Raw genomic sequence first — 22,916 nt, forward strand, 5'->3', positions numbered from 1 at the left:
GCGGGCCGGCCACTGATTCGTCAGTGACCGGCCCGCGTCGTTCAAACGGCTTCGGTCAGCTCACCGTGACCGGGGCGATGTCGTTGCCCGGGTTGTCGTCCACCCGCGGGTAGCGGCTCGCCGGCTGGACCATCCCGGCGGACCCGCCGAGGCTGTCGATCCGTAGGTCGAAGGTGGCCGTCGTGCTGGTCCCGGCGGGGAACACGGCTCCAGGGCCGTTGCAGCGCCAGAACTTTGGGGTCGCTACGCCGTCCTCCTCCTCGCCGCCATATGACGCGCACCCCGGCGGGTCGGCCAGCACGGTCACCCCGGTGGGTGGGGTGAAGAAGAACGCGCCAACGGTGTCGCCGGAGTTCGTGCCGTCCGGCACACCCGGGCCCTCGTTACGGATGCCCACGGTGACCTGGACGGTGTCGCCGACGGCACCAGTCACGGTCGCGCCCTGGGCGACGATGTCGAAGGCGCTCTGGACCTCCCACAGATAGGTCTGACCGCCGGCGCCGTTCACCTCGACCGGAATCACGCCGAGCGGCGTACCGACCGCCCGCAGCCGCAGCGCCTGGTCGGCGTCACGGCTCTTGAGCTTCACGTTGGTCGGGAGCGGACCGGCGCTGGCCAGCGGCTCCACGAACTGGGTGATCCGCTTGTCCCCGAGGGTGGCCGGGCCGACATTGGTGGGAAACCCGCCCCGCAGCTCGTGCCGCTGGCCGGGCGCGAACGTGCCCCGCACGGTGCAGACGACAACGGTGGCGAGCACCTGGTCGGTGCCGTACCGGCAGTTGCGGTAGCTGGCCGGCACGAGGCCCACCGAGAAGCGCATGGTGAGCCGCAGGTCCACGGCCGGCTGGTCACCGGCATTGACCACGGCCACCTTGAGGGGGAGCGTGTCGCCCACCTCGACGCCGGTCAGGTACTCGTCGACCATGTCGAGCAGGTCGGGCCCGGACCGCACGGTGACCGTCGCCTGCTGGGCGTACGCCTCGGTCTGCTCGCCGAACGCCGTGTAGTCGAGGGTGCCCGTCGCGCCGTCCACCGCGCCGGGAGCGGCCCGGAACACCACCGGCACGGTGCCGGTGAGCGTGCCGAACTCGTCGATGGCCGTCGGCGGCATCGGGCAGGTCACCGAAGTGCCCTGGTTGACGCAGAAGTCGGGGAAGCTGGCGGTGGCCACGCCAGCGAGGCCGGTCAGGTCGATGGTCACCCGAGGCTGGATGGCTCCGGTGCTGGTCAGGGTCAACGGCACCGTGCGGCCGGGAGCGCCGGACGCACCGACCGTCACGTCGCCCAGCCAGCCATTGACCCAACCCGGGTCGTCCTCGGCCGAGGCGGGCGTTGCCGCCGCGCCGATCATCGCCGTCGCGAGGACCAGCGTGGTCAGCCCGTGCACAAGCCTGCCACGCGTAACGCGCACAGATCTCATCGATCTCCTTGGTGGGGGATGAGCCGACCGGAAGAAGCCAGGTTTGCGGCACCCCGACCCGATCGGCATCCATGATCTTAGAGATCACCTGTGACAGTTCTCGATCGGTCGACCAGGTCGCGATCTTCGTCGAAACCGGATTCGGTCGGTGCCCGCCGCGCCGGTCGCCAGGCCCGCAACGTCCGCTCGACCTGGACGGTGACCTGGTAGGACACCTCCGGTAGGTCGGCCAGCTCGATCCGTTCCGCCACCGAGACCGCCTCGTTGATCCACTCGGTTTCCGTGAAATCGGGCTGTCCCAGCGGCGGGAGGCCCCGACTTCCTGAAAGTCGAGTGGATCTAGGCCGCTCCGCCGAACCAGCCCGGCATGTCGAGGCGGAACCAGTTTGCCGAGGCCATCGTGCGGAGGTCGTCTTCCATGGCGGTGACCCGGTCCAGGCCGAGGGTTTCGGACCACTGTGCGCGCAGCCGGTCGAAGATCTCGGCCGAGCGGCGTAGCCCGTCGGCGCCGTGCGGCGTCACCCGGACCAGCCGGCGTCGGGCGTCGGAGGGATCGTCGGCCCGCTCCAGGTAGCCGACGGCGACCAGCCGGTCGATCGTCTTGCCGGCGGCCTGTTTGGAGATGCCCAGCCGCTGGCCCAGCTCGGTGGCGGTGGTGCCGTCCGCGCCGACGGCCTGGAGCACGAACCCGTGCAGCGGCCGCAGCTCCGGATGCCCCTCCCGGGCCAGTTCGGCGTGCAGGTCGTCGATCAGCGTCCGGAAGCCCGCCAGCAGCAGCAGTGGCAGGTGGAACCCGGGGCGCGCGGGATCAGCGGTTGCCATGTTCGACAACCACGTTTACTATTTCGTCAACCACGTTGACTATCCTACGGGATGCGGCACCGACCCTCCCGACCGACGCTGCCGAAAGCAGGTAACCATGCCCGTCTTCACCGCTCACACCGCCGAGACCGCACCCGCTGCCGCCCGCCGAGCCATCGAGGGCGTACGCGGCCGGTTCGGCTGGCTGCCCACCCCGGTGGCGCTGATGGCCGACTCGCCACAGTTGCTCACCGGCTTCCTCGCCACCAGCGCGGGCTTCGAGCAGACCGACCTCGCCCCGCTGGAGCGGGAGGTGGTCATCCTGACGGTCTCCACCACCAACGAGTGCCACTTCTGCGTCGCCCTGCACACCGGCAAGCTCACCCAGCTCGGAGCGACCACCGAGCTGATCACCGCACTGCGCGCCGGCTCGGCGCTGCCCGAGCCGCGACTGGAGGCGCTGCGCCGGTTCACGCTGGCCGTGCTCGACCACCGGGGAGCGGTGCCCGACAACGAGTTGCACGAGTTCCTGACCGCTGGCTACCAGCCCCGGCACGCGCTGGACGTGGTGCTCGGCGTCGGCGCGTACACCATGTCCACCTTCGCCAACCGGCTCACCCAGGCACCGCTCGACCCACCGCTGGCCGCCCACGCCTGGACGCCCGCCGCCTGACCGGGGGCGCCTGCCAACCGCTGCTCAGGCCGCCCCGAGGAAGTCCCGCAGCAGGGCGAGCATCTCGTCCGGGCGCTCCTCGTAGAGCCAGTGCCCGCAGTCCTCGATCACCTCGCCGCGAACCGTGTCGGCGTACCGGCGAACCTGCTCGGCGACCTGCCCGCCCAGGCTGGCCGCCGCCCCGACGGCCAGCACCGGCATCGTCAGCTTCGTGGCCCGGTACGCCGCGTTGTCGGCGATGTCCTGATCGAACGCCCGGAAGTAGGCGAAGCTGGCCCGCAGATGCGCCGGGTCGCGCAGGTGGCTCGCGAACTCCTCGATGTCGGGGGCGGCGATGCTGCCCTTGCGCACCATCAGGGCGTCGGTGAACCGGTCCACCCAGAGTGACTCCCGCCCACGGACCAGTTCCTCCGGAAGCCCGTTGCCGATCGAGAAGTAGCCGAAGTTCCACACTCCCGGGCCGGCCGAGGTGAGCGCCGGGAACGTGTAGATGCTCTCGTCGGGGATCGGTGCCTCGGTGAGCACCAGTCGGCTCACCCGCTGCGGATGGGCGGCGGCGTACGCGTACGCCACCATGGTCCCCAGGTCGTGCCCGACCAACCGGAGGTCACTGACCAGGCCGAGCTGGTCGAGCAGCCCGTGCAGGTCGGCGGCGACGGTCTTCTTGTCGTACCCGCCGGCCGGGGCGTCGCTGCTCCCGAAGCCGCGCAGGTCGGGTGCGACCACGTCGAAGGATCGGCTCAACTCGGGCAGCAGGTTCCGCCACATGTGCCAACACTGGGGATACCCGTGCAGCAGGACCAGTGGTGGGCCACTGCCGCCACGGACGTAGTTCATGGAGATCTGGCCGACCCGCGCCCGTTGCTCGGTGAACCCCGCCGGAACCCGCTCCGCGCCCATCGCCGCCTCCGTCCGCCGGCTGTCCGCCGCCGGCTGCCCGGCTACCCGCTCGACCGCCCACCATGCCTGCGAGTTCTGCGCCCTGACCGTTGATCCACTCGCGTTTCAGGAAGTCGGTCCATCCCGGGCCAGTGGACACCCCGACTTCCGGAAATCCGAGTGGATCAAGGTGCGGGCCGAGCCTCCTGACCGGCAGCCGGCCGGGTCATCGCGAGTGTCACAGCACCCGGCCTGGGCCGTTCGGCACCCGGTGCGGGAGACTGGCGACATGGCGGCTCGTGGCTTCCCGTACACCGATCTCAAGGACTTCCTCGCGGCGCTGGAGCGCGCGGGGGAGCTGCGCCGGGTCGACGTCCCGGTCGACCCCACCCTGGAGATCAGCGAGGTGGTCACCCGCACGGTGCGGGCCGGCGGCCCCGCGCTGCTCTTCGAGCGCCCGACCCGGGGCGACATGCCGGTGGCGATCAACCTGTTCGGCACCGAGAAGCGCATGGCGATGGCCCTCGGGGTGGAGAACCTCGACGAGATCGGCGCGCGCATCGGCGAGCTGCTCAAGCCGGAGCTGCCGCAGGGCTTCTCGGGCATGATGGGCGGGCTCGGCAAGGTCATGCAGCTCAAGTCGATGCCGCCGAAGAAGGTCAAGACGGCCCCCTGCCAGCAGGTGGTCTACCGCGGCGACGACGTCGACCTCAACCGGTTGCCGGGGCTGCAGATCTGGCCGGGTGACGGCGGGATCTTCCACAACTTCGGGCTGACCCACACCAAGCACCCGGAGACCGGTAAGCGCAACCTCGGGCTCTACCGGCTGCAACAGCACTCGCGCAACTCCATCGGCATGCACTGGCAGATCCACAAGAACTCCACTGCACACCACGCGGTCGCTGAGCGGCTCGGGCAGCGCCTGCCGGTGGCGATCGCCATCGGCGCCGACCCCGCCGTCGCATACTCGGCCAGTGCGCCACTGCCGGCCGACATCGACGAATACCTGTTCGCCGGGTTCCTGAGCGGCGAGCGCGTCGAGATGGTCGACTGCCTGACCGTGCCGCTGCAGGTGCCGGCGCACGCACAGATCGTCCTCGAGGGCTACATCGAGCCGGGCGAGCGGCTGCCCGAGGGCCCGTTCGGCGACCACACCGGCTTCTACACCCCGGTGGAGCCGTTCCCGGTGATGCACATCGAGTGCATGACCATGCAGCGCGACCCGGTCTACCACTCGATCGTCACGTCGCAGCCGCCCCAGGAGGACCACGGTCTCGGCAAGGCCACCGAGCGGATCTTCGCGCCGCTGCTGCGCTTCCTGATCCCGGACATCGTCGACTACGACCTGCCCGCCGCCGGGGTTTTCCACAACTGCGCGATCGTGTCGATCCGCAAGCGGTACCCGAAGCACGCCCAGAAGGTGATGAACGCGATCTGGGGCGCGCACATGATGTCGCTGACCAAGCTCATCGTGATCGTCGACGAGGACTGCGACGTGCACGACTACAACGAGGTCGCCTTCCGCGCCTTCGGCAACGTCGACTACGGCCGCGACCTGCTGCTCACCGAAGGGCCCGTCGACCACCTCGACCACGCTTCGTACCAGCAGTTCTGGGGTGGCAAGGCCGGCGTCGACGCCACCCGCAAGCTGCCCACCGAGGGCTACACCCGCGGTTGGCCGGAGGAGATGCGCATGAGCCCGGAGGTCACCGCCCTGGTCGACAAGCGCTGGAAGGAGTACGGGCTATGATGGCCGTCCTCGACGCACCGGCCGAGAAGCCGGGCCGGGTCAAGTCCTTCCTCAAGCTCGTCGCGATCGAGCACTCGGTGTTCGCGCTGCCCTTCGCGTACCTGTCGGCGCTGAGCGCCATGCAGGTCAACGGCGGACGGGTGCGCTGGTGGGACCTGCTGCTGATCACCGTGGCGATGGTCGGGGCGCGGACGTTCGCCATGGCCGCCAACCGGATCCTCGACCGGCGGATCGACGCGCGAAACCCGCGTACCGCCGGCCGGGAACTGGTCACCGGGGCCGTGAGCGTGCGGACGGCCTGGACCGGCGCGGCCGTCGCGCTGGTGGTCTTCCTCGCCGCCGCCGCCCTGCTCAACCCGCTCTGCCTGGTGCTCGCGCCGCTGGCCGTGGTGCCGCTGGTGGTCTATCCCTACGCCAAGCGGTTCACCAACTGGCCGCACGCCATCCTCGGGATCGCCCAGGCGGTCGGCCCGGTCGGCGCCTGGCTGGCCGTCACCGGCACCCTGGACGGCTCCTGGCCGGCCTGGCTGCTCGGCGTGGGGGTCGGGCTGTGGATCGGCGGCTTCGACCTGATCTACGCCTGCCAGGACTCCGAGATCGACCAGGAGATCGGCGTGCACAGCGTGCCGGCCCGTTACGGTCGGCGCTTCGCCCTGCACGCCTCCACTGTCGCGCACGTGGTGACCTTCGGGCTGTTCGTCTGGTTCGGCGCGCTGATCGGCTTCGGCTGGCTCTGGTGGATCGGGCTGGTGCTGACCGCTGTGGCGTTCGGCTACCAGCACCTGGTGGTCACGCCGACAGACCTGAGCAAGGTCAATCGGGCGTTCTTCACCGCCAACGGGTTCGTCGGCATCGCGCTGTTCGTGTTCGCCCTGCTCGATCTTGTGGTGCGGCTCGGCCTGCGCGGCTAGGGCCGCTGTGGCGGCGGCAGACGGCGGCGGTGCGCTCGGCACCGCCGCCGTCGGCGTTCCGTCCAGGCACTTGTTCTATGAACACTAGAACAAGTAACCTTTAAGCATGCTCTTCCGCATCGACCCGTCGTTGGATGAGACGCTCTTTGCCCAGCTCGTCACGCAGGTCCGCCTCGCAGTGGCCCAGGGTGCGCTCCAGCCCGGCGAACGGCTGCCCGCCGCCCGCGAGCTCGCCGCTTCGCTCGACCTCAATGTGCATACCGTGCTCCGGGCCTACCAGATGCTCCGAGACGACGGGCTGATCGAGCTACGACGAGGTCGCGGTGCCATCGTCACCGCCCGACCCGCAGCCGACCACGCAAAGCTGCTGGCCGCCATCGACGAGGTGGTGCGCGAGGCGCGTGCCCTGCGTTTCTCCCCGGAAGCCACCGCCACACTCCTCAAGGAGGCGTTCTCATGACCACCGGCACCGAGCCTGCCCGTGCCCAGCGCCGACGCATGCGCCGCGTCGGCCTGACGGTCACCATCTGCGGGCTCGTGATCCTGGCCGTGGCCGCCGCCGTCGCCCTCGCCTGGCGTGGCGACCTGCCCGATCCGGTTGCGACGCACTGGGGAGCCCGGGGCACGCCTGACGGCTTCATGTCCCTCAGTGCGTTCCTCTGGGTCGGCTTCGGCCTGGGCGCCCTCCTGGTGCTCGCCTTCGGCGCGGTCACGACGCTGTGGGGGCAGTCGGCGGCGAGCCGCCGCATCGGCGCGGGGACCACCATCTGGCTGGCGCTCTTCCTGGCCCTCCTCCAGATCGGCACACTGCACGTCCAGCTTGGGCTGGCTGACGCGCGCGGCGCCGACGACATCGGCGCTGCGCTCATCCTGGCGACCGTTGGCTCGCTCCTGCCGGCCGTGCTCGTCGGCGTGCTCCTGCCCGGTGACCCGCCCCAGCCGGCCGACGCCCCCGTTCCGCCCGAGGCGTCCCGCGTCCCTTTGGCGGCGAGCGAACGGGCGGTCTGGATCGGGCACACCGGTGCCGGGCCGGGGATCGCCCTGGGCGCCGCGGCGATTGTCGTCCTGGTCACGCTCGCCGTCATCAGCGGTGTGTGGGGTCTGCTGATCGTCGCGGCCCTGCTGGTCGGGGTGTTCGTGGCGATGTTCGCCTTCACCGTCCGGATCGACGAGACCGGCCTGCTGGTCCGGTCGTCGGCCGGCTGGCCGCGCACCCACGTCCCCCTCGACGAGGTGCTTCGCGCCAGCGTTGTCCAGGTCAACCCGCTGCGCGAGTTTGGCGGCTGGGGCTGGCGGGTGGGCCGTGGCGGCCGGGTCGGCATCGTTCTGCGTGCGGGCGAGGGCCTGCTGGTCGAGCGGACCGGCGGTCGCTCGACCGTCGTCACGGTTGCCGGCGCTGGCACTGCCGCCGGGCTGCTCAACACGCTCGCCGACCGTCATCGGCGGACCCTCTGACCCGGTAGCCCCCCGGGGTCAGCTCCGGGATGCCGAATATCGGGCGCTCTCCATCGACCAGTCGATCGTCCCCCGCACCGAGCGGGCGACTCCCTCGACGTGCGCGGCCACCGCCCGGTCCAGCTCCGGGCCGAAGGACGGGATCGTGGCCCGCAGCTCCATGAATCGGCCCATCGTCGTGCGCCAGCGGGCCACCGCCGATTCCACGGCCCGCTCGTCCGGCAGGCGCTGCTCCCGTGCGATGGCCAGCACCAGGTTGTGCCCGCCCGAGGTGACCCTGTCCTTCTCCAACGACACCAGGTCGTTGAACCAGGAGAGCAGGTCGTTGCCGGTTGCCGCGAGCGCCAGTAGCGCCGGGTGGTGGTAGACGGAGTCTGGCAGCGCGTGACCGGTGACGAACTCGATCATGGTGTACGACACGTACGCCGCCGAGGTCGCCCGGCGCAGCGCAACGTATTCGGAGACGGCGGGGACGTGGCCCCTGGTCTTGTTCTCCGCCTCCGTCCGGTCGCCTGCCAGGTGGTGGGCGACCGCGTCGGCGAAGCGCTGCTGCCAGGGCGGGGGCATCCGGGCACGCGGCGCTTGCCACGCGTCCGCGAGCATCTGGCGCAGTGGTCCCCGGAACCCTGCCGTGCGGGCGCCGGGGCCGTGGCGCAGCACGTGGAGCACGCCGTCCCGCAAGGCAGCGACGTCCGCGCCGCTCGCACCGTGCGGTCCGTCGCAGGCGTCGTCGAGCAGGAAGAACCAGGTCCAGAGGGCGGCAACCGTACGCAGGTCGGCGGCGCTGGCGTCAGGGTAGAGCCGACCCGCGTACCAGGCGATCCGACCGGCATCTAGCCGACGCAGCTCGTCGTCGTCCAGCGGCAGGTCGAAGCGGCGCACCCAACCCGCCAGCCACTCCTGGGTCGCCTCGGCATGCGGCGAGCACCGCGAGGGAAGGGGACACTCGGCACGTAGTGCGCGGGCTGCCGCCACCGTCATCGGTCGTACCGTCCCTCCGGTTGCCGCACAGAGGTTTTCCCCCCATCCGAGCATGTCAGAAATCGGCTGTCGATGATGTCCGTCGCGGGCCGGGAGGACGGCGGGCGGGCGAGGGCGGGGGGCCACGGCACGGCGCCCGGCCGGACCAGGCAGGCTGGGGGCATGCGCGAACCATGGGTGGTCGGAGTCTCCGGCGCTTCCGGTACGCCGTACGCGGCGGCCGTCATCGGCGGACTTCTCGACGCGGGTGAGCCCGTGGACCTGATCGTGTCCCGCGCGGCACGACTCACCGTGCTCGACGAGACTGGCCGATCGTTCCGCGACGGGCACTGGGCCGAGGACCTCTCCGCCTGGCTCGACCGGGACCTGGCCGGGGCGGATGTGCGGCACTGGCCGGCCGGCGACCTGGCCGCCGGGCCGAGCAGCGGCTCATACCGGGTACGCGGGATGGCCGTGGTCCCGGCCAGCACGGCAGCCTGCGCCGGGATCGCGATCGGGCTCTCCAAGGACCTGTTGCAGCGTGCCGCCGAGGTCAACCTCAAGGAACGCCGCCCGGTGGTGGTGGTCCCCCGGGAGACACCGGTGACCCGCAGCCACCTGGAGCACCTGATCGCGCTGCACGACGCGGGCGCGGTGGTGCTGCCGGCCAGCCCTGGCTTCTACGGGGCTGGCGCGGCCGCCACCGCCCAGCAGTTGGTCGACTTCGTGGCCGGCAAGGTGCTCGACGCGCTCGGCGTCCCACACACCCTGTTCCGTCGGTGGTCCGGGCAGCTCGGCGCGACCCGGACCTGAGCCGGCCTGATCCTCAGCCCGCGCCGCCGTGCCGCCCGGCTGTCGCCGGTCGTAGCGGGACGCGGACCGGACTGGTGTCCGGTCCGCGTAGCGTTGTCCGCACCAGTTCAGTACATGCCAGCGTTGGCCGGACCCGGCCCCGTGGATGCGGCCGGCCCCACATTGCGTGGCTTTCCGACCTCATCCACCTCGTCCAGCATGCCCTCCCCCTCAAGCAGGGCTCGCACCTCGGATTCCCGAAACCGGCGATGCCCGCCTGGAGTCCGGATGCTTCCTATCCGGCCGGCCGCCGCCCATCTCGTCACAGTTTTCGGGTCTACCCGAAACAGCGCGGCGACCTCACCCGGTGTCAGCAGGCGATCTCCAGTGTCCACAGCCCCCTCCTCGCGTCGACGAAGCCCCCGGCTGAACACACTGCCCCCGGCTGGTGCGTAGCCCAGAGCCGTCATGAGGGACGTATGGCAATTACAGCACCAGGGACATGGCCTGTCCGCCCAAACGCGAAAAATGCACTGAGTGGGGAGTTAGTAATGGTACTGGTGCTACCTCTGCCTTGACCGGCGGTTTGCGAACAGTGACTCACCGCTCAGTCCAACGGATGCCGAACGCCTCGCGTTATGCCTCAGCGGTTAGGGTCACTCTCTGTGGACGCCATCGACCTGAACCTCGTCGACCTGCTGCGCGGCAACGCTCGCCTCTCGTACGCCGAGTTGGCCCGACAGGTGGGCCTCTCGGCCCCGGCCGTGCACGAACGGGTCGGCAAGCTGGAGAGCAGCGGCGTGGTCCGAGGCTACCGGGCGGACGTGGCCCCGGAGTCGATCGGGCTGGGCGTCACCGCGCTGATCGGCATCGTCGAGGACTCCGGCGCCGACAGCGACGACATGCTCGAGTCGCTGCGGGTGCTGCCCGAGATCGAGTCCTGCTACTTCATGGCCGGCGTGGAGTCTTTCCTGCTCAAGGCGCGGGTCGGCACGATCGCCGAGTTGGAGCAGTTGATCGTGCGGCTGAACCGCACCCCCGGCGTCGCCTCCACCCGCACCGCCATCGCCCTCTCCACGAAGTGGGAGAACCGCCCGCAGCCGGTGGGCCCACCCACCGCCTGACCGTCGCGTACCCCTGGTGTCGCCCGGCCTGCCGGCGGTAGCGTGCGCCGATGACCCCGCCGGTACGTCCTGTGGCCGTGGTGACCGGCGCTGCCGGGGGCCTCGGCCGGGCCATCGCCACCGCGCTGCACGCCGACGGCTGGTCGGTGCTGCTCACCGACCTCGACCCGGCGGCGGTCGCCGCCGCCGCGGCACCCCTCAGCGGCTGGTCGGCGGCCCTGGACGTCCGGGACGAGGCCGCCTGCGCCGCCGTCGCCGCGACCGCGGCGGGCCGGGGCGAGCTCGCACTCTGGGTCAACAACGCCGGAATCCTGGTCACCGGGCCGTCGTGGGAGCACGACGGCCCGACCCGTCAGCGGGTGTTCGACGTCAACGCCCTCGGTGCCATGAACGGCACCCTCGCCGCGCTGGCCGTGATGCGCGCGCAAGGTCACGGCCACGTGCTCAACATCGTCTCGCTGGCCGGGCTGATCGCCGCGCCCGGCGAGACGGTGTACGCGGCCAGCAAGCACGCCCTGCTGGCGTTCAGCCTCGGCACCCTGTCCGACCTGCGGGTGGCCGGATACCGGCGGGTGCACGTCTCCTGCCTCTGCCCGGACGGCATCTGGACCCCGATGCTGCACGACCGGCTGGACGACCCGGGGGCGGTGGCCTCGTTCACCGGGTCGATGCTGACCGCGCAACAGGTGGCCGCCCGGGCGGTCCGGTTGGCCCGCCGACCCCGCCCGGTGGTCAGCCTGCCCCGCTGGCGGGGAGCGCAGGTGCGCCTGCTGGACGTCCTCCCGGGGCTGGCCGTCGCACTGACCCCGATCGTCCAGGCCGCCGGCCGCGCGGGTCAGCGCCGCCAACACCGTCGGAGCACGCCGCCGGACCGGCGCTGACCACCGCTGGCCTGCTTGCTACGTTTCCGAGCGTGACTCATCTCGACCGCTGCGACGATGCCAGCCGGACCTGGGTGACGGAGGCGATCGCCGCCGTCGAGGCGGACGCGAACCGCTCGGCCGACACCCACCTGTTGCCGTTCCCGCTGCCCCGCGCCTGGGGGGTCGATCTCTACCTCAAGGACGAGTCGTCCCACCCCACCGGCTCGCTGAAGCACCGGTTGGCCCGCTCACTGTTCCTCTACGGCCTGTGCAACGGTTGGATCGGGCCGCAGACCACGATCGTCGAAGCGTCCTCGGGCTCCACGGCGGTCTCCGAGGCGTACTTCGCCCGGATGCTCGGGCTGCCGTTCATCGCGGTGATGCCGGCCTCCACCTCGCCCGAGAAGATCGCGCAGATCGAGTTCCAGGGCGGCCGGTGCCATCTGGTGGACGACCCCGCGAGCGTGGTGGTCGAGGCTCGGTGGCTGGCCGAGGACTCCGGCGGGCACTTCATGGACCAGTTCACCTACGCCGAGCGGGCCACCGACTGGCGGGGAAACAACAACATCGCCGAGTCGATCTACGCCCAGTTGGAGCTGGAGCGGCACCCGATCCCCACCTGGGTCGTGGTGGGCGCCGGCACCGGGGGCACCAGCGCGACCATCGGCCGGTACGCCCGGTACCGCCGGCTCGCCACCAAGCTCTGCGTGGTCGACCCGGAGAACTCTGCGTTCTACCCGGCCTGGCTGGCCGCCGACTGGTCGGTGCGCACCGGGAAGGGCTCCCGGATCGAGGGGATCGGCCGTCCCGCCGTGGAGGCGTCGTTCCTGCCCTCGGTGGTGGACCGGATGGTCCAGGTGCCGGACGCGGCTTCACTGGCAGCCATGCGTGCCGGCTCGGCGGTGCTCGGCCGCCGGGTTGGCGGCTCCACCGGCACCAACCTGTGGGGTGCCTTCGGCCTGATCGCCGCGATGCTCGCCGAGGGCCGGACCGGCTCGGTGGTCACCCTGATCTGCGACCCAGGCGACCGCTACGCCGACACGTACTACGCCGACGACTGGCTGGCCGCCCAGGGCCTCGACCTGACGCCGCACCTGGCCACGATCGAACGCTTCCTGACCAGCGGCACCTGGCCCGTCTGAGTCACGCGGGCGCGGTCAGCGCGGGTCGATCCGCTCGGCAAGCCCGGGGTAGCGCACCACGAAGCCGCTGTCGTCCAGATCGATGTCGGCGGTGAAGGTGCCGCTGGCGAAGCGCACCCGGCCCGGCCCGAGCCCGCTGTAGATCTGCTCCGCCGCCACCACCTCCAGACCGGGCAGCAGCACCCAGGCGACGGTGATCCGGTGTGCCAGGTCGGCTGGCTCGGCTGCCAACCCCAGCCGGTGGACCGGCAGGGAGTTGAACAGCGGTGAGCCGCTCAGGTCGACGTCGAGCGCGTCGGCCAGCCGGTCCGGGTCGTCGGTGCCCGGCAGGCCGGCCCGGGGGTGACCGGCCGCGACCAGTGCCGCGTCCAGGTCGCCCTGCTCGGCGGTGGTCACCCGCCACCGGTCCGCGGCTCGCTCCAGCTTCACCCTGCGCAGCCAGCCCAAGCCTTCGGCCTCGACCTCGACCCGGGTGGTGGTCCAGTCCGGCGCGGTGGTCAGTTGGTAACGGGCCGTCCAGGGGACCGGGTCCACGGCGAGCAGGGTGCCCCGAGCCGTCAACCCGCGACCGTCGTCGAGCAGCACCTGCTCGCTGCCGGCGGTGTCCGTCCGGGACCAGAAGATCGTCTTCGGCATGGTCGGCATGAGCCGGACGTTACGCGACCAGGAGGACATCGGCAGGGCATGCGCGAACGCCGCCGCGAAGCCTGGGCTCCGCGACGGCGTTCGGTGGATCAGTGGGTACGCGCTGGCGGTCGCCCGCCGAACCCGCGCCGGTCGTCACGCGGACGGTCCTCACGGGGCCGGTCGTCACGGGGACGGTCGTCCCGCACACGGCTCTCCGGGCGGAAACCACCCCGAGTGTCGCGGTCGCCGAAGCGCCGGTCACCGGTCGGTCGGTCGCCCCGGCCGTCCCGGTCGCCGAACTGCGGGCGGTCACCGAACCGGCGCTCGCCCTGCGGCCGGTCGCCGTAACCCCGGGTGTCCCGGTCGGCGTAACGACGCTCACCGGTCGGCCGGTCGCCGAAGCCCCGATCGCCGGTGGGTCGGTCGCCGTAACGTCGCTCGCCCTGGGGGCGGTCGCTGTGCTGGCGGTCGCTGTGCTGGCGGTCACCCTGGGGCCGGTCGCTGTAGCGACGCTCACCGGTCGGGCGGTCACCGTACTGGCGGTCACCCTGCGGCCGGTCCCCGAAGCGACGCTCACCGGTCGGGCGGTCGCCCTGGGGCCGGTCGCCGTAGCGACGCTCGCCGGTGGGCCGATCGCCGTAGCGGCGCTCGCCGCCCGTGCGGTCACCGAACCGACGCGGACCGCCGGAACGGTCGTCGAACCGACGCGAGCCGCCGGAGCGATCGCCGTAGCCCCGGGGCTCCGCCTCGAGGCGAACCGGGACGCCGCTGGGCTCCCGGGCGCCGACCAGCTCGGCCAACGCCTGGTCGCCGACCCGGACCCGGGTCTCGGCCGGCGCGACGCCGGCCTTCTCCATCATCGCCAGGGTGGTGCGGCGCTGCTTGGGTAGCACCAACGTGGCGACCGCGCCGGACTCGCCGGCCCGCGCGGTGCGCCCTGCGCGGTGCAGGTAGTCCTTGGGGTCCTTCGGCGGGTCGACGTGCAGCACCAGGGTGACACCGTCGACGTGGATGCCCCGAGCCGCCACGTCCGTGGCGACCAGCACGTTCATCCGGCCCTCACGGAACTCGGCCAGCGTCTTGGTGCGCATCCGCTGGGTCTTGCCGCCGTGCAGCCCACCGGCGCGTACGCCGACCGCCGCGAGCTGCTCGACCAGCCGGTCCACGCCGAGCTGGGTGCGGGCGAAGACCATGGTCCGACCGTCCCGAGCGGCGATCGAGGCCGCCACCGGGAACTTCTCGTGCGGCGGGATCAACAGCATGTGGTGGTCCATGGTGGACACCGAGGCGGTCGACGGCGCGGTGGAGTGGGTCACCGGGTCGGTCATGAACCGCCGGACCAACGCGTCGACGTCGCCGTCCAGGGTCGCCGAGAAGAGCAGCCGCTGACCGTTCGCGGGCGTCTTCGCCAGCAGCTGGGTCACCTCGGGCAGGAAGCCCATGTCGGCCATCTGGTCGGCCTCGTCGAGCACCGTGACCTCGACGTCATCGAGCTGGCAGATGCCCCGCTCGATCAGGTCGCCGAGCCGGCCGGGGGTGGCCACGATGATCTCCACGCCGCGCCGCAGCGCGTCGATCTGACGGTCGTACGGAACACCGCCGACAGCGGTCTTGAGGAAGATGCCGACGGCCTTGCCCAGCGGCAACAGGGCGTCGTTGACCTGCATGGCCAACTCCCGGGTCGGAACCAGGATGAGCGCGCGGGGGCGCATCGGACGGGCCCGGTTGCGGGTGGCCAGCCGGGCGATCAGCGGCAGACCGAAGGCGAGCGTCTTGCCCGAACCGGTCTGCCCACGGCCCAGCACGTCACGGCCGGCGAGCGCGTCCGGCACGGTGGCCCGCTGGATCTCGAACGGGCTGGTGATGCCCTGCTGTGCCAGCGCGCGGACCAGCGGCTCGGGCAGGCCAAGGGAGGCGAAGTCGACCGGTGCGGCGGCCTCGGCCGGCGCGGACTCGGCCGGCTGGGCGGCGGTCGCCGCCGCGGTGCCGGCCTCGCTCAGAGCGGCGTCGACCGGCTCCGAGGCGGTGTCGGTCGCCGGGGTTGAGTGGAAAACGGACGTAACGGTGCTGGGGTCAGCAGAGGTGGTCAACAAATGCCTTTCGAGCGGGGCGCATCTTCGCGATGGCCTGCCGCGGCTGTGCCGCCGGATCGCCCGCAAGACCGCCCATGGGCGCACACCACGCGCGCCGGGTCAGTGATCTATGCCAGTGTACGGCGGTCCGGCGAACCCGCCAGTCGGTTGTCCGGCGGTAGTGGGCGGACTCACCATCACGCCCGCCCGATGACTCATCCGTTGAGCGCGCCGCCGACCAGCCCGTCCAAGGCGTCGCCGGCAAGCAGAACGATCATGACACTGATCGCGACCAACAGCCCCAGAGCGGCGGCCAGGACGATCATGACCTTGGCGTTGCTGCGCCGCTCGGACGGCGTGTCGGCCCAGCCCTGGGCCAGGATGTGCCCGGTCAGGGAGCCGGAATTCTCCACCGCGTTGGCGGGCATCGCGATCGTGGTGAAACCCGGCCCGTCGCCGCTGCCGTAGACCGTTCCGGCCAGGTCCGTGCTGCCACTGTGGCGCCCACCACGAGCACCGGTCGTGCCCTGTCCGGAGCTGAATGAAGGGCCGGCGGTCGGTCCGGTGAACCGGGAGTTCCCGCCGGTGCTGCCCGTCGACGGGGGAGTGCCGACGCTGGACGGCGGCCAGCTCGGCAGCGCTGGCGCGGGCACCACCGGCGGTGCGGAGACGGGTGCCTCGGCCCAGCCGCTGCCCGCTGCGGGGCGGGCCGCCTGGGCGGTGGACTGCCATCCGGCCGGCGGTGCGGAAACCGATGCGCTGGCTCGTACGCCGGGCGTGTCGCTCATCGCCGGCGGAGGCGGAAACGGCGGCGCCGGCATCGGGCCCGGCGGACCCGGCGGCGCGGGCACCGGCGGACCGGGCGGCGGCACGGGCGGGCCCGGGATGGGCGGCGAGGGCGGGCCTGGCATGGGCGGCACCGGCGAGGGCGGCGGCACGGGTGGACCCGGGACGGGCGGAACCGGACCGGGCGGCGGCGTGGGTCGGGGCCCTGGCGTCGGCATCGGGCCGGGCGGGTACGGCCCCGGATCCGGCGCGGGCTCCGGCTCGGGCGGTGACGGTTGGGTCGGCCCGGGGCCGGGAGGCGTGGGTGACGGCTCCGGTTCCGGAGTCGACGGCTCCGGTGGCTGGGCCGGCTCCGGTGGCTGCGCCGGCTCGGGCGGCTCGGGGTTCACCGGCCCGGTTCCGTAGACGGTGGGCGTGCTCCCCCGGGAGGCCGGGGTGCGGATGGCACCGGCCGTGGCCCGGCTGCTGCCGGGAACCGTGGCGCTGGCCCGGGCCGGCGCGGTCGAGTCGTTCCGCTGCCCGGGCAACGACACGTCAGCCGGACTGGCCGAGCCGGTCGCACGGTAGGTCGTGGCGGTGATCGGGGCGCTGACCGGCAGGTCACTGCGGAGAGCCCCGGCGGTGGCGACGCTGGCTCTGGCCCGTACCGGCGCGGCGGGTTGGTGCGGGCGGGCGTCGGCGGGCGCCGCCTGCGCGGGGCCGACGGCGGGATCGTCCGTGTCGACGCCGCTGCCGACGGAAGCGGCGTCGGCCGCGTCGGCGTCGGCGTGCGCGGCGTCGGCGTCGTCTGAGTCGTTACGGGGGGACGGGGTGCCGTCAGTGGCGACCGAGGCCGCGCCGGTGGCGGCCCGCGCTGTGTCGCTGGCGACCGAGGCCGCGCCGGTGGCGGCCCGCGCTGTGTCGCTGGCGACCGAGGCTGTGCTGGTAGCGGGCGGGGCTGTGTCGCTGGCGGCCGAAGCTGTGCCGGTGGCGGCCGGGGCCGTGTCGCTGGCAGCCGGGTCAGCGGGAGGGCCGACCGGGGCGGCCTCGGTGGGAGACACCGGGTCGCCGGTGCCGAGCCCTGGCGGGTCGGCTTGGTCGACCACAGGGTCGACAGTCTCCGCCGGATCTTTCTGCTCGGCCATCTCCGCCCTCCGCGCCATGCTCGCACCCGGACTCGTGACGTCGAGTCGGATGTGCCTGGTTGTCACGGTGCCACAGATCGCCCCGACCGGACAGCCGGAGCCGGTCGTGGCGGATCAACCAGCGGTGCTGGGGCTGCCCGACGGGCTGTCGCCGCCCGACGCGCTCGTGGTGGCCTTCGGGGTGGTCGCCGGTGGCGAGCTGCTCGGGGCGTTGGTCGGTGGCGGGGGCAGGGTCGACGGCGTGTTGCTCGGGGTGGCTGGCGAGCTCGGCGAGGTGGTCCCGGTCGGCGTGGGCGTCGGCTTCGGCGTGGGCGTCGCGCTGCCGGTCGGCTTCGGCGTGGCCGACTTCGTCGGGGTGGCCGACTTCGTCGGGGTGGGCGTCGGCTTCGCGGTGGGCGTCGGCTTCACGGGCGGCTTGCTGGGCGTCGTGACCGGCGGGGTCGGGATCGACACGATCGGTCCCGGCACCGCGCCGATGACCCGGGTCGCCGCGTACAGGCGGGACCAGCTGACGACCGAGATCTTGACGACGTCGCCGGTGGTGGGCGCCTGCACCATCTTGCCGTTGCCGATGTACATGCCGACGTGGTGGATCGTCGTCCAACTGCTGCCGGAGGCGAAGAAGAGCAGGTCGCCGGGGAGCAGCGCGCTCTGCGGCACCGTCCGGGCCCGGGTGGCGGCGTACTGGTCGCGGGAGACCCGGGGCAGGTCGAAGTAGTCGGCGCCGGGAGACCGGTACGCCGCCCACATCAGACCCGAGCAGTCGAACTGGTTCGGCCCCTCCTCGGACCACTTGTACGGGTCGCCGAGCTGGGCGAGCGCGTACCGGACCGCGGCAAGTGCCCGCGGGTGGGCGGCCATGCCGCTGATGTTCTGGTTGGAGACGTAGCCGGCGCCGATCTGCTGCTCGGCGGCCTCCTGCTGACGCTCGATCTCGATCAGCTGGGAGGCGTTGTCGCGGCGCAACTTGAGCAGGCTCGCCTCGGCCGTGCGGAGCGACGCCTCGCCGGCGGTGAACTCCGCCTCGACGGAGTCGACGCGGATCTTGGCGGCGGCGTGCGCCTGGTAGGCGAGCTGCTCGTTGCTGCGGGCCCGGGACAGCTCCCCGGCCACGCCGGTGGTGCCGCCGTCGACCTTCTGGCCCCGGGTGATCTGCTGGAGGCGGTTCAGCTCGCGGATGTCCTGGGCGAGGTCGCTGTCCGGCAGCGCGGCAGCTGCCTTTACGGCGTCGGCGGCGGCCGCGTCGGCCGCCTGCTGGGCCCGGAGCAGGGCGTCCTGCGCGGTTGCCAGTGTCTTGCCGGCCGCGTCGAGCTGCGCCTTGGCGTCGACGCGTTTCTGCTTGGTCAGCAACAGCGTCTCGCCGAGCGCGCCGACCTGGGCCTCGCCGGCGGAGATGGCGGCGGCCAGCGGACCCGTGCCCACGTTGACCACGGGCGGGACCGGGACACCGGCGACGGGAGCGCCACCGGGCAGTTGAAGCGCACCGGTCACCGCGGGGCGGGAACCGGTGTCCGGCACGGTGGTCGGCAAGCCGGGCTCGGCGTACGCGGGGGTGGACAGCACGGCCGCGGCGATCGCGCCGAGCAGGGCGGCCCAGAGCTTCGGACGCAGCACCGGCGAGATCACCGGGTTCCGTCGTCGCTGCCGTCGCCCGCGCCCGCTGTCGACCATTCCGCTCCCCGTCCCGCAGTCCGTCACCGCGCTTGGTGGGCGCGGCGGTCGGGACGGTACCAGTGTGTGGTTCCGCCCCGTTCTGTCTTACCGCACGACGGCAGTGATGTCGATGCATCTCCGGGTTACAGGAGGCTGAGAGTCTGGTGAAGTGGATCGCTGCCGGCGACCGTGCCGCCGTGGCTGTCGGCGTCCCGACGTACGCTCGACGAGGACCGCAGGTGGAAGGGACGTGCCATGGACGCCGGACTCAAGCGTGAGCTCGAAGCGAAGGTGTACGCCGGTGAGCGGCTGACCCGGGAGGACGGGGTTGCCCTCTACGACAGCGACGACCTGACGTGGCTGGGCCGGTTGGCGCACCACAAGCGCACCGAGCTCAACGGTGACCGGGTGATGTTCAACGTCAACCGGCACCTCAACCTGACCAACGTCTGCTCGGCGTCCTGTGCGTACTGCTCGTTCCAGCGCAAGCCGGGCGAGAAGGACGCATACACGATGCGCATCGACGAGGCGGTCCGCAAGGCCAAGGAGATGGAGGATGAGCAGCTCACCGAGCTGCACATCGTCAACGGCCTGCACCCGACCCTGCCCTGGCGCTACTACCCCAAGGTGTTGCGCGAGCTGAAGGCGGCGCTGCCGAACGTCAAGCTCAAGTGCTTCACGGCGACCGAGGTGCAGTGGTTCGAGAAGATCAGCGGTCTGAGCGCCGACGAGATCCTCGACGAGCTGATGGACGCCGGCCTGGAGTCGCTGACCGGCGGTGGCGCGGAGATCTTCGACTGGGAGGTCCGGCAGCACATCGTCGACCACGCCTGCCACTGGGAAGACTGGTCGCGCATTCATGCCCTGGCGCACCGCAAGGGCATGAAGACCCCGGCGACGATGTTGTACGGCCACATCGAGGAGCCCCGGCACCGGGTCGACCACGTGCTGCGGCTGCGTGAACTTCAGGACGAGACCGGGGGCTTCGCGGTCTTCATTCCGCTGCGCTACCAGCACGACTTCGTGGACTCGGCGGACGGCAAGATCCGTAACCGGATCCAGGCGCGCACCACGATGGCCTCGCCGGCCGAGTCGCTGAAGACGTTCGCCGTCTCCCGGCTGCTCTTCGACAACGTGCCGCACGTCAAGAACTTCTGGGTGATGCACGGGCTGTCGGTGGCCCAGCTCTCGCTGAACTTCGGCGTGGACGACCTGGACGGCTCCGTCGTCGAATACAAGATCACGCACGATGCCGACTCGTACGGCACCCCGAACACGATGCACCGCGAGGACCTGCTGCACCTGATCTGGGACGCCGGGTTCCAGCCGGTCGAGCGGGACACCCGCTACAACGTGGTCCGGGAGTACGACAAGGCCCCGTCGCTGGCCGAGCGGCGCGCCGAGCCGCAGCAGGTCTGGGCCTGAGCCACCACGTACCCTCGCAGTCGATGACCGAGCAACGCGAACCTGAGCAGCAGAGTGGATTTCCCCGCCGGGACGCCGAGGGGCGCATCCGTACCCTCGGCGATCTGCTCGGGGTGTGCCTGGCCGGCCTGGTCATCGGTGTGCTGGCGTTGGTGTTGTTCGACTGGGCGTTCGCCTCGATCGGCGCCGGTGATTTCGGGCACACCAACGGCTGGTTGGCGGTGATCCTGCCGGCGTGGCTGTTCTGGGACGACTTCCGGGCCTGGGAGTTCGGCGCGGCCCGGGTGGTGGCGGCGCTGGTCGCCGCCGCCGTCGGGGTGTTCGTCGGGCTGCTGATCGCCGGTCTGGGCTCCGGGTTGCCACCGTTGCTCTCCGGCGCGTTGGCGGCGGCGGCGTTCACCGTGGCGTACGCGGCCCTCTGGTTCCCGGGCGTCCGCTGGCTGGCCCGCCGAACCGGCTGACCGCGACCGCCCGCCGGGCGGATCGACCCTCCCGCCGACATCGGCGGGCGACGGAGAGAACGGAGTGGTACGGGTGAGCGCCGCGCTCAAGTACACGCTGGGCCGGATCGGGCTGTTCGTCGCCGTGCTGGCGGGCCTCTGGCTGATCGACATGAACGTGTTCCTGAAGCTGATGTTGGCGCTGGCCTTCTCCGCCGCGCTCTCCTTCTTCCTGCTGCGCGGTTGGCGGGACGAGATGGCCGAGGAGATGGGCACCGCCGCCGAGCGCAGGCGCACCGAGAAGGAGCGCCTCCGCAGCGCCCTGGCCGGCGAAGACAACCCGAACCCGAACCCCACCCGCCCGGCCGAAGGCCCGGACGCTCCGCGTTGATCAAGAGGTTTGCGTCACGGAACTGGGCTCCGGTGACGCAAACCTCTTGATCACCCGCGTTGGGCGGGGCGGCTCGGGGCCAGGTGGCCCTGGCCCTGGGTGGGGTGGGGTGGTGGGTTACCAGTTGGTGGAGCCGGGGACCTTGGGCCAGGGCTTCGAGGTGGGCTTGATCAGGTACGCGATGCCGCCGGAGCCGCCGGAGACGCCGCCGCTGGCGTTGGTGCGCTTGGTCCGCAGCCAGATCTGCTCGAACTGCGCGCGCTTGTAGACGTTGCGCACCACGTCGTTGCTGGACGAGGCGGGGTCGTTGACGATCACGTCGCCGTCGGCGGTGAAGCCGACCACCACGAACAGGTGCCCGGAGGTGCCGTAGTTCGCCCCGTCCAGCTCACTGGCGAGGAAGGACTGGCTGGTCACGACGGGGATGCCGGCGGCGATGAAACGCTCCAGCTCGTCCAGCGAGTGCAGTCGGGTCACCCGACCCTCCAGCCCCGGGAAGCTGGCCGCGTACGCGGTGTTGAACGGCCAGTTGCCGGCGCCGTCGTACGCGTAGTCGTAGGTCATCCGGGCCGCGTGGTTGACCGTCGGGTCGGGGTAGGTCGGGTCCACCCAGGAGGTGTCGGCCTCCGAGGGCTTGCGACCCCAGTACTCGACCACCATCTCGGTGGAGGTGGGTGAGCACCAGGCCTCGCCGCCGCCGTCGTACTCGGGGTAGTGCCCGGAGTGCACGTTCTGCGAGTAGCGCGGCACCGGCAGCTCGACGCCCCAGGCGATGTGCCCGGCGCTCGGGGTCACTGTGAACCGGTCCGGCACTGTGGAACTCATCGCGCCGAGCATCCGCACCACCGGTGCGGCGGTCTGCCCGGGTGCCCGGTAGAGGGTCAGCCGCAGCTGGTACGACCGCAGCAGCACCCCGGCTGTGGCGTCGTCGATGCTGAAGGTGTCGGTCCAGATCGTCGACCAGGGGTCACCCTGCCGGTTGACGCTGGTCCGCTTGATGTCGGTGTCGCCGGACGCCCAGCGACCCATGACGTACCAGGGGGTCTGGTCGCCGCTGGTGTAGCTGCCCTGCATCTCCACCTGGATCCAGGTGCCGGCAGGGGTTTCCGCGTTCCAGGAGGCGATCAGTTCGCTGGCGTCGAACCCGACCCGGGTCACCGGTGAGGTCCAGGTGCCGTACTCCCAGGTGCGGGTGGTGCCGGTGTGCGGGTCGGCGTACTCGGTGGTGCCGGCCGGACGGGCCAGCGTGAGGCCCGCTCGGGCGCCGGGCACCACGCGGGTGCCGGCCCGGCTGCCCCGGTGCCAGTCGGCGGGCCCGGACCAGTCCTGGAAGGTGATCTGCTCGTCGTGGGTGACGGCGGGCGGGCGGGCCGCCGTCGCTGGCGCGCTGGTGGCGAGCAGGGTGAGCGCGGTGACGCCGGCGAGGGCGGCCGCGTGCAGGCGGGATCTGGCCATGGGTGCTCCGCGGTGTCGAGAGGGGCATCGTCGCTGGTCAGTTTCCCGCTTGGAGGGAAGTTTCGCCAGATGTTCCTGAGTGGAAAATCATTGCCGCCGGGATGATCGGCTCGGGATGGACAAGGCAGCGAAGGATATTGATATGACCATGTGACAGGTGGTGAAGTGTGCTT

23 protein-coding genes are annotated in these 22,916 nt (G+C 71.7%); 12 read left to right on the plus strand and 11 right to left on the minus strand.

Features of this window, described 5'->3' with window-relative positions; translation table 11 throughout:
* Nucleotides 1-55: 55 nt before the first annotated feature.
* From FBZ33_RS32560 to FBZ33_RS00150, 3 genes are all read right to left on the minus strand, one after another.
* Complete coding sequence (locus tag FBZ33_RS32560) at nucleotides 56-1,420, minus strand: hypothetical protein (RefSeq protein ID WP_185755173.1); 1,365 nt, start codon at nucleotides 1,418-1,420, stop codon at nucleotides 56-58.
* Between the two features lie 77 nt (nucleotides 1,421-1,497).
* On the minus strand, nucleotides 1,498-1,671 hold the full coding sequence (locus FBZ33_RS32565; RefSeq protein WP_185755174.1) for a hypothetical protein: 174 nt from the start codon (nucleotides 1,669-1,671) through the stop codon (nucleotides 1,498-1,500).
* Nucleotides 1,672-1,759: 88 nt separating this feature from the next.
* On the minus strand, nucleotides 1,760-2,242 hold the full coding sequence (locus FBZ33_RS00150) for a MarR family winged helix-turn-helix transcriptional regulator (RefSeq protein ID WP_141907567.1): 483 nt from the start codon (nucleotides 2,240-2,242) through the stop codon (nucleotides 1,760-1,762).
* Between the two features lie 97 nt (nucleotides 2,243-2,339).
* Here FBZ33_RS00150 and FBZ33_RS00155 point away from each other — a divergent pair, with 97 nt between their 5' ends.
* A complete protein-coding gene (locus tag FBZ33_RS00155) occupies nucleotides 2,340-2,894 on the plus strand; it encodes a carboxymuconolactone decarboxylase family protein (protein ID WP_141907568.1) in 555 nt (184 codons plus the stop codon).
* A gap of 24 nt (nucleotides 2,895-2,918) precedes the next feature.
* On the opposite strand, the gene FBZ33_RS00160 is transcribed toward FBZ33_RS00155, so the two are convergent.
* Entirely contained in the window at nucleotides 2,919-3,794 is an 876-nt protein-coding gene (locus FBZ33_RS00160; protein WP_141907569.1) for an alpha/beta fold hydrolase, read from the minus strand.
* 268 nt (nucleotides 3,795-4,062) lie between these two features.
* Here FBZ33_RS00160 and FBZ33_RS00165 point away from each other — a divergent pair, with 268 nt between their 5' ends.
* From FBZ33_RS00165 to FBZ33_RS00180, 4 genes are all read left to right on the plus strand, one after another.
* Complete coding sequence (locus FBZ33_RS00165) at nucleotides 4,063-5,523, plus strand: menaquinone biosynthesis decarboxylase (RefSeq protein ID WP_141907570.1); 1,461 nt, start codon at nucleotides 4,063-4,065, stop codon at nucleotides 5,521-5,523.
* On the plus strand, nucleotides 5,520-6,434 hold the full coding sequence (mqnP, locus tag FBZ33_RS00170) for a menaquinone biosynthesis prenyltransferase MqnP (RefSeq protein ID WP_255508668.1): 915 nt from the start codon (nucleotides 5,520-5,522) through the stop codon (nucleotides 6,432-6,434). Before FBZ33_RS00165 ends, mqnP begins: the two co-directional genes overlap by 4 nt.
* 106 nt (nucleotides 6,435-6,540) lie before the next feature.
* On the plus strand, nucleotides 6,541-6,894 hold the full coding sequence (locus FBZ33_RS00175; RefSeq protein WP_141907571.1) for a GntR family transcriptional regulator: 354 nt from the start codon (nucleotides 6,541-6,543) through the stop codon (nucleotides 6,892-6,894).
* Nucleotides 6,891-7,889: a DUF1648 domain-containing protein gene (locus FBZ33_RS00180; protein WP_141907572.1), complete on the plus strand. Its 999-nt coding sequence runs from the start codon at nucleotides 6,891-6,893 to the stop codon at nucleotides 7,887-7,889. The genes FBZ33_RS00175 and FBZ33_RS00180 overlap by 4 nt, the downstream gene beginning before the upstream one ends.
* 18 nt (nucleotides 7,890-7,907) lie before the next feature.
* Here the strand turns inward: FBZ33_RS00180 and FBZ33_RS00185 are convergent, their stop codons facing one another.
* On the minus strand, nucleotides 7,908-8,870 hold the full coding sequence (locus FBZ33_RS00185; RefSeq protein WP_141907573.1) for a terpene synthase: 963 nt from the start codon (nucleotides 8,868-8,870) through the stop codon (nucleotides 7,908-7,910).
* A gap of 162 nt (nucleotides 8,871-9,032) precedes the next feature.
* Here FBZ33_RS00185 and FBZ33_RS00190 point away from each other — a divergent pair, with 162 nt between their 5' ends.
* Nucleotides 9,033-9,662, plus strand: a complete 630-nt coding sequence (locus FBZ33_RS00190) for a UbiX family flavin prenyltransferase (protein WP_141907574.1) — start codon at nucleotides 9,033-9,035, stop codon at nucleotides 9,660-9,662.
* Between the two features lie 107 nt (nucleotides 9,663-9,769).
* Here the strand turns inward: FBZ33_RS00190 and FBZ33_RS00195 are convergent, their stop codons facing one another.
* A complete protein-coding gene (locus FBZ33_RS00195; RefSeq protein ID WP_007454516.1) occupies nucleotides 9,770-10,036 on the minus strand; it encodes a BldC family transcriptional regulator in 267 nt (88 codons plus the stop codon).
* A gap of 270 nt (nucleotides 10,037-10,306) precedes the next feature.
* On the opposite strand from FBZ33_RS00195, the gene FBZ33_RS00200 reads away from it, so the two are divergent.
* From FBZ33_RS00200 to FBZ33_RS00210, 3 genes are read left to right on the plus strand one after another with little or no spacing between them, the layout of a single operon-like run.
* Nucleotides 10,307-10,765 carry an Lrp/AsnC family transcriptional regulator gene (locus FBZ33_RS00200; protein ID WP_088951087.1) on the plus strand — a complete coding sequence of 153 codons (459 nt, stop codon included), beginning with the start codon at nucleotides 10,307-10,309 and terminating at the stop codon, nucleotides 10,763-10,765.
* Nucleotides 10,766-10,815: 50 nt separating this feature from the next.
* On the plus strand, nucleotides 10,816-11,646 hold the full coding sequence (locus FBZ33_RS00205; protein WP_141907575.1) for an SDR family oxidoreductase: 831 nt from the start codon (nucleotides 10,816-10,818) through the stop codon (nucleotides 11,644-11,646).
* 32 nt (nucleotides 11,647-11,678) lie between these two features.
* Nucleotides 11,679-12,770 (plus strand): PLP-dependent cysteine synthase family protein, encoded by a 1,092-nt coding sequence (locus tag FBZ33_RS00210; protein ID WP_141907576.1) that lies wholly within the window; start codon nucleotides 11,679-11,681, stop codon nucleotides 12,768-12,770.
* Between the two features lie 15 nt (nucleotides 12,771-12,785).
* Here FBZ33_RS00210 and FBZ33_RS00215 read toward each other — a convergent pair whose 3' ends face one another.
* The 4 genes from FBZ33_RS00215 to FBZ33_RS00230 form a co-directional block, all read right to left on the minus strand.
* Nucleotides 12,786-13,406 carry a putative glycolipid-binding domain-containing protein gene (locus FBZ33_RS00215; RefSeq protein ID WP_141912299.1) on the minus strand — a complete coding sequence of 207 codons (621 nt, stop codon included), beginning with the start codon at nucleotides 13,404-13,406 and terminating at the stop codon, nucleotides 12,786-12,788.
* Nucleotides 13,407-13,504: 98 nt separating this feature from the next.
* Entirely contained in the window at nucleotides 13,505-15,487 is a 1,983-nt protein-coding gene (locus tag FBZ33_RS00220; RefSeq protein ID WP_141907577.1) for a DEAD/DEAH box helicase, read from the minus strand.
* A 197-nt stretch (nucleotides 15,488-15,684) separates the two neighbouring features.
* On the minus strand, nucleotides 15,685-17,379 hold the full coding sequence (locus tag FBZ33_RS33155) for a hypothetical protein (protein ID WP_141907578.1): 1,695 nt from the start codon (nucleotides 17,377-17,379) through the stop codon (nucleotides 15,685-15,687).
* Nucleotides 17,380-17,493: 114 nt separating this feature from the next.
* Complete coding sequence (locus FBZ33_RS00230) at nucleotides 17,494-19,050, minus strand: C40 family peptidase (RefSeq protein ID WP_141907579.1); 1,557 nt, start codon at nucleotides 19,048-19,050, stop codon at nucleotides 17,494-17,496.
* Nucleotides 19,051-19,287: 237 nt separating this feature from the next.
* Here FBZ33_RS00230 and mqnE point away from each other — a divergent pair, with 237 nt between their 5' ends.
* From mqnE to FBZ33_RS00245, 3 genes are all read left to right on the plus strand, one after another.
* On the plus strand, nucleotides 19,288-20,457 hold the full coding sequence (gene mqnE, locus FBZ33_RS00235) for an aminofutalosine synthase MqnE (protein WP_088951092.1): 1,170 nt from the start codon (nucleotides 19,288-19,290) through the stop codon (nucleotides 20,455-20,457).
* Nucleotides 20,458-20,480: 23 nt separating this feature from the next.
* Nucleotides 20,481-20,918 (plus strand): hypothetical protein, encoded by a 438-nt coding sequence (locus FBZ33_RS00240; RefSeq protein WP_141907580.1) that lies wholly within the window; start codon nucleotides 20,481-20,483, stop codon nucleotides 20,916-20,918.
* 73 nt (nucleotides 20,919-20,991) lie between these two features.
* Nucleotides 20,992-21,288, plus strand: coding sequence for a DUF4229 domain-containing protein (locus FBZ33_RS00245; RefSeq protein ID WP_141907581.1), 297 nt, complete (start codon nucleotides 20,992-20,994; stop codon nucleotides 21,286-21,288).
* A 117-nt stretch (nucleotides 21,289-21,405) separates the two neighbouring features.
* Here the strand turns inward: FBZ33_RS00245 and FBZ33_RS00250 are convergent, their stop codons facing one another.
* Nucleotides 21,406-22,743, minus strand: a complete 1,338-nt coding sequence (locus FBZ33_RS00250) for a C39 family peptidase (protein ID WP_141907582.1) — start codon at nucleotides 22,741-22,743, stop codon at nucleotides 21,406-21,408.
* Nucleotides 22,744-22,916: the final 173 nt, after the last annotated feature.

The organism is Micromonospora sp. A202, assembly GCF_006715105.1.
GTDB lineage: Bacteria > Actinomycetota > Actinomycetes > Mycobacteriales > Micromonosporaceae > Micromonospora > Micromonospora zamorensis.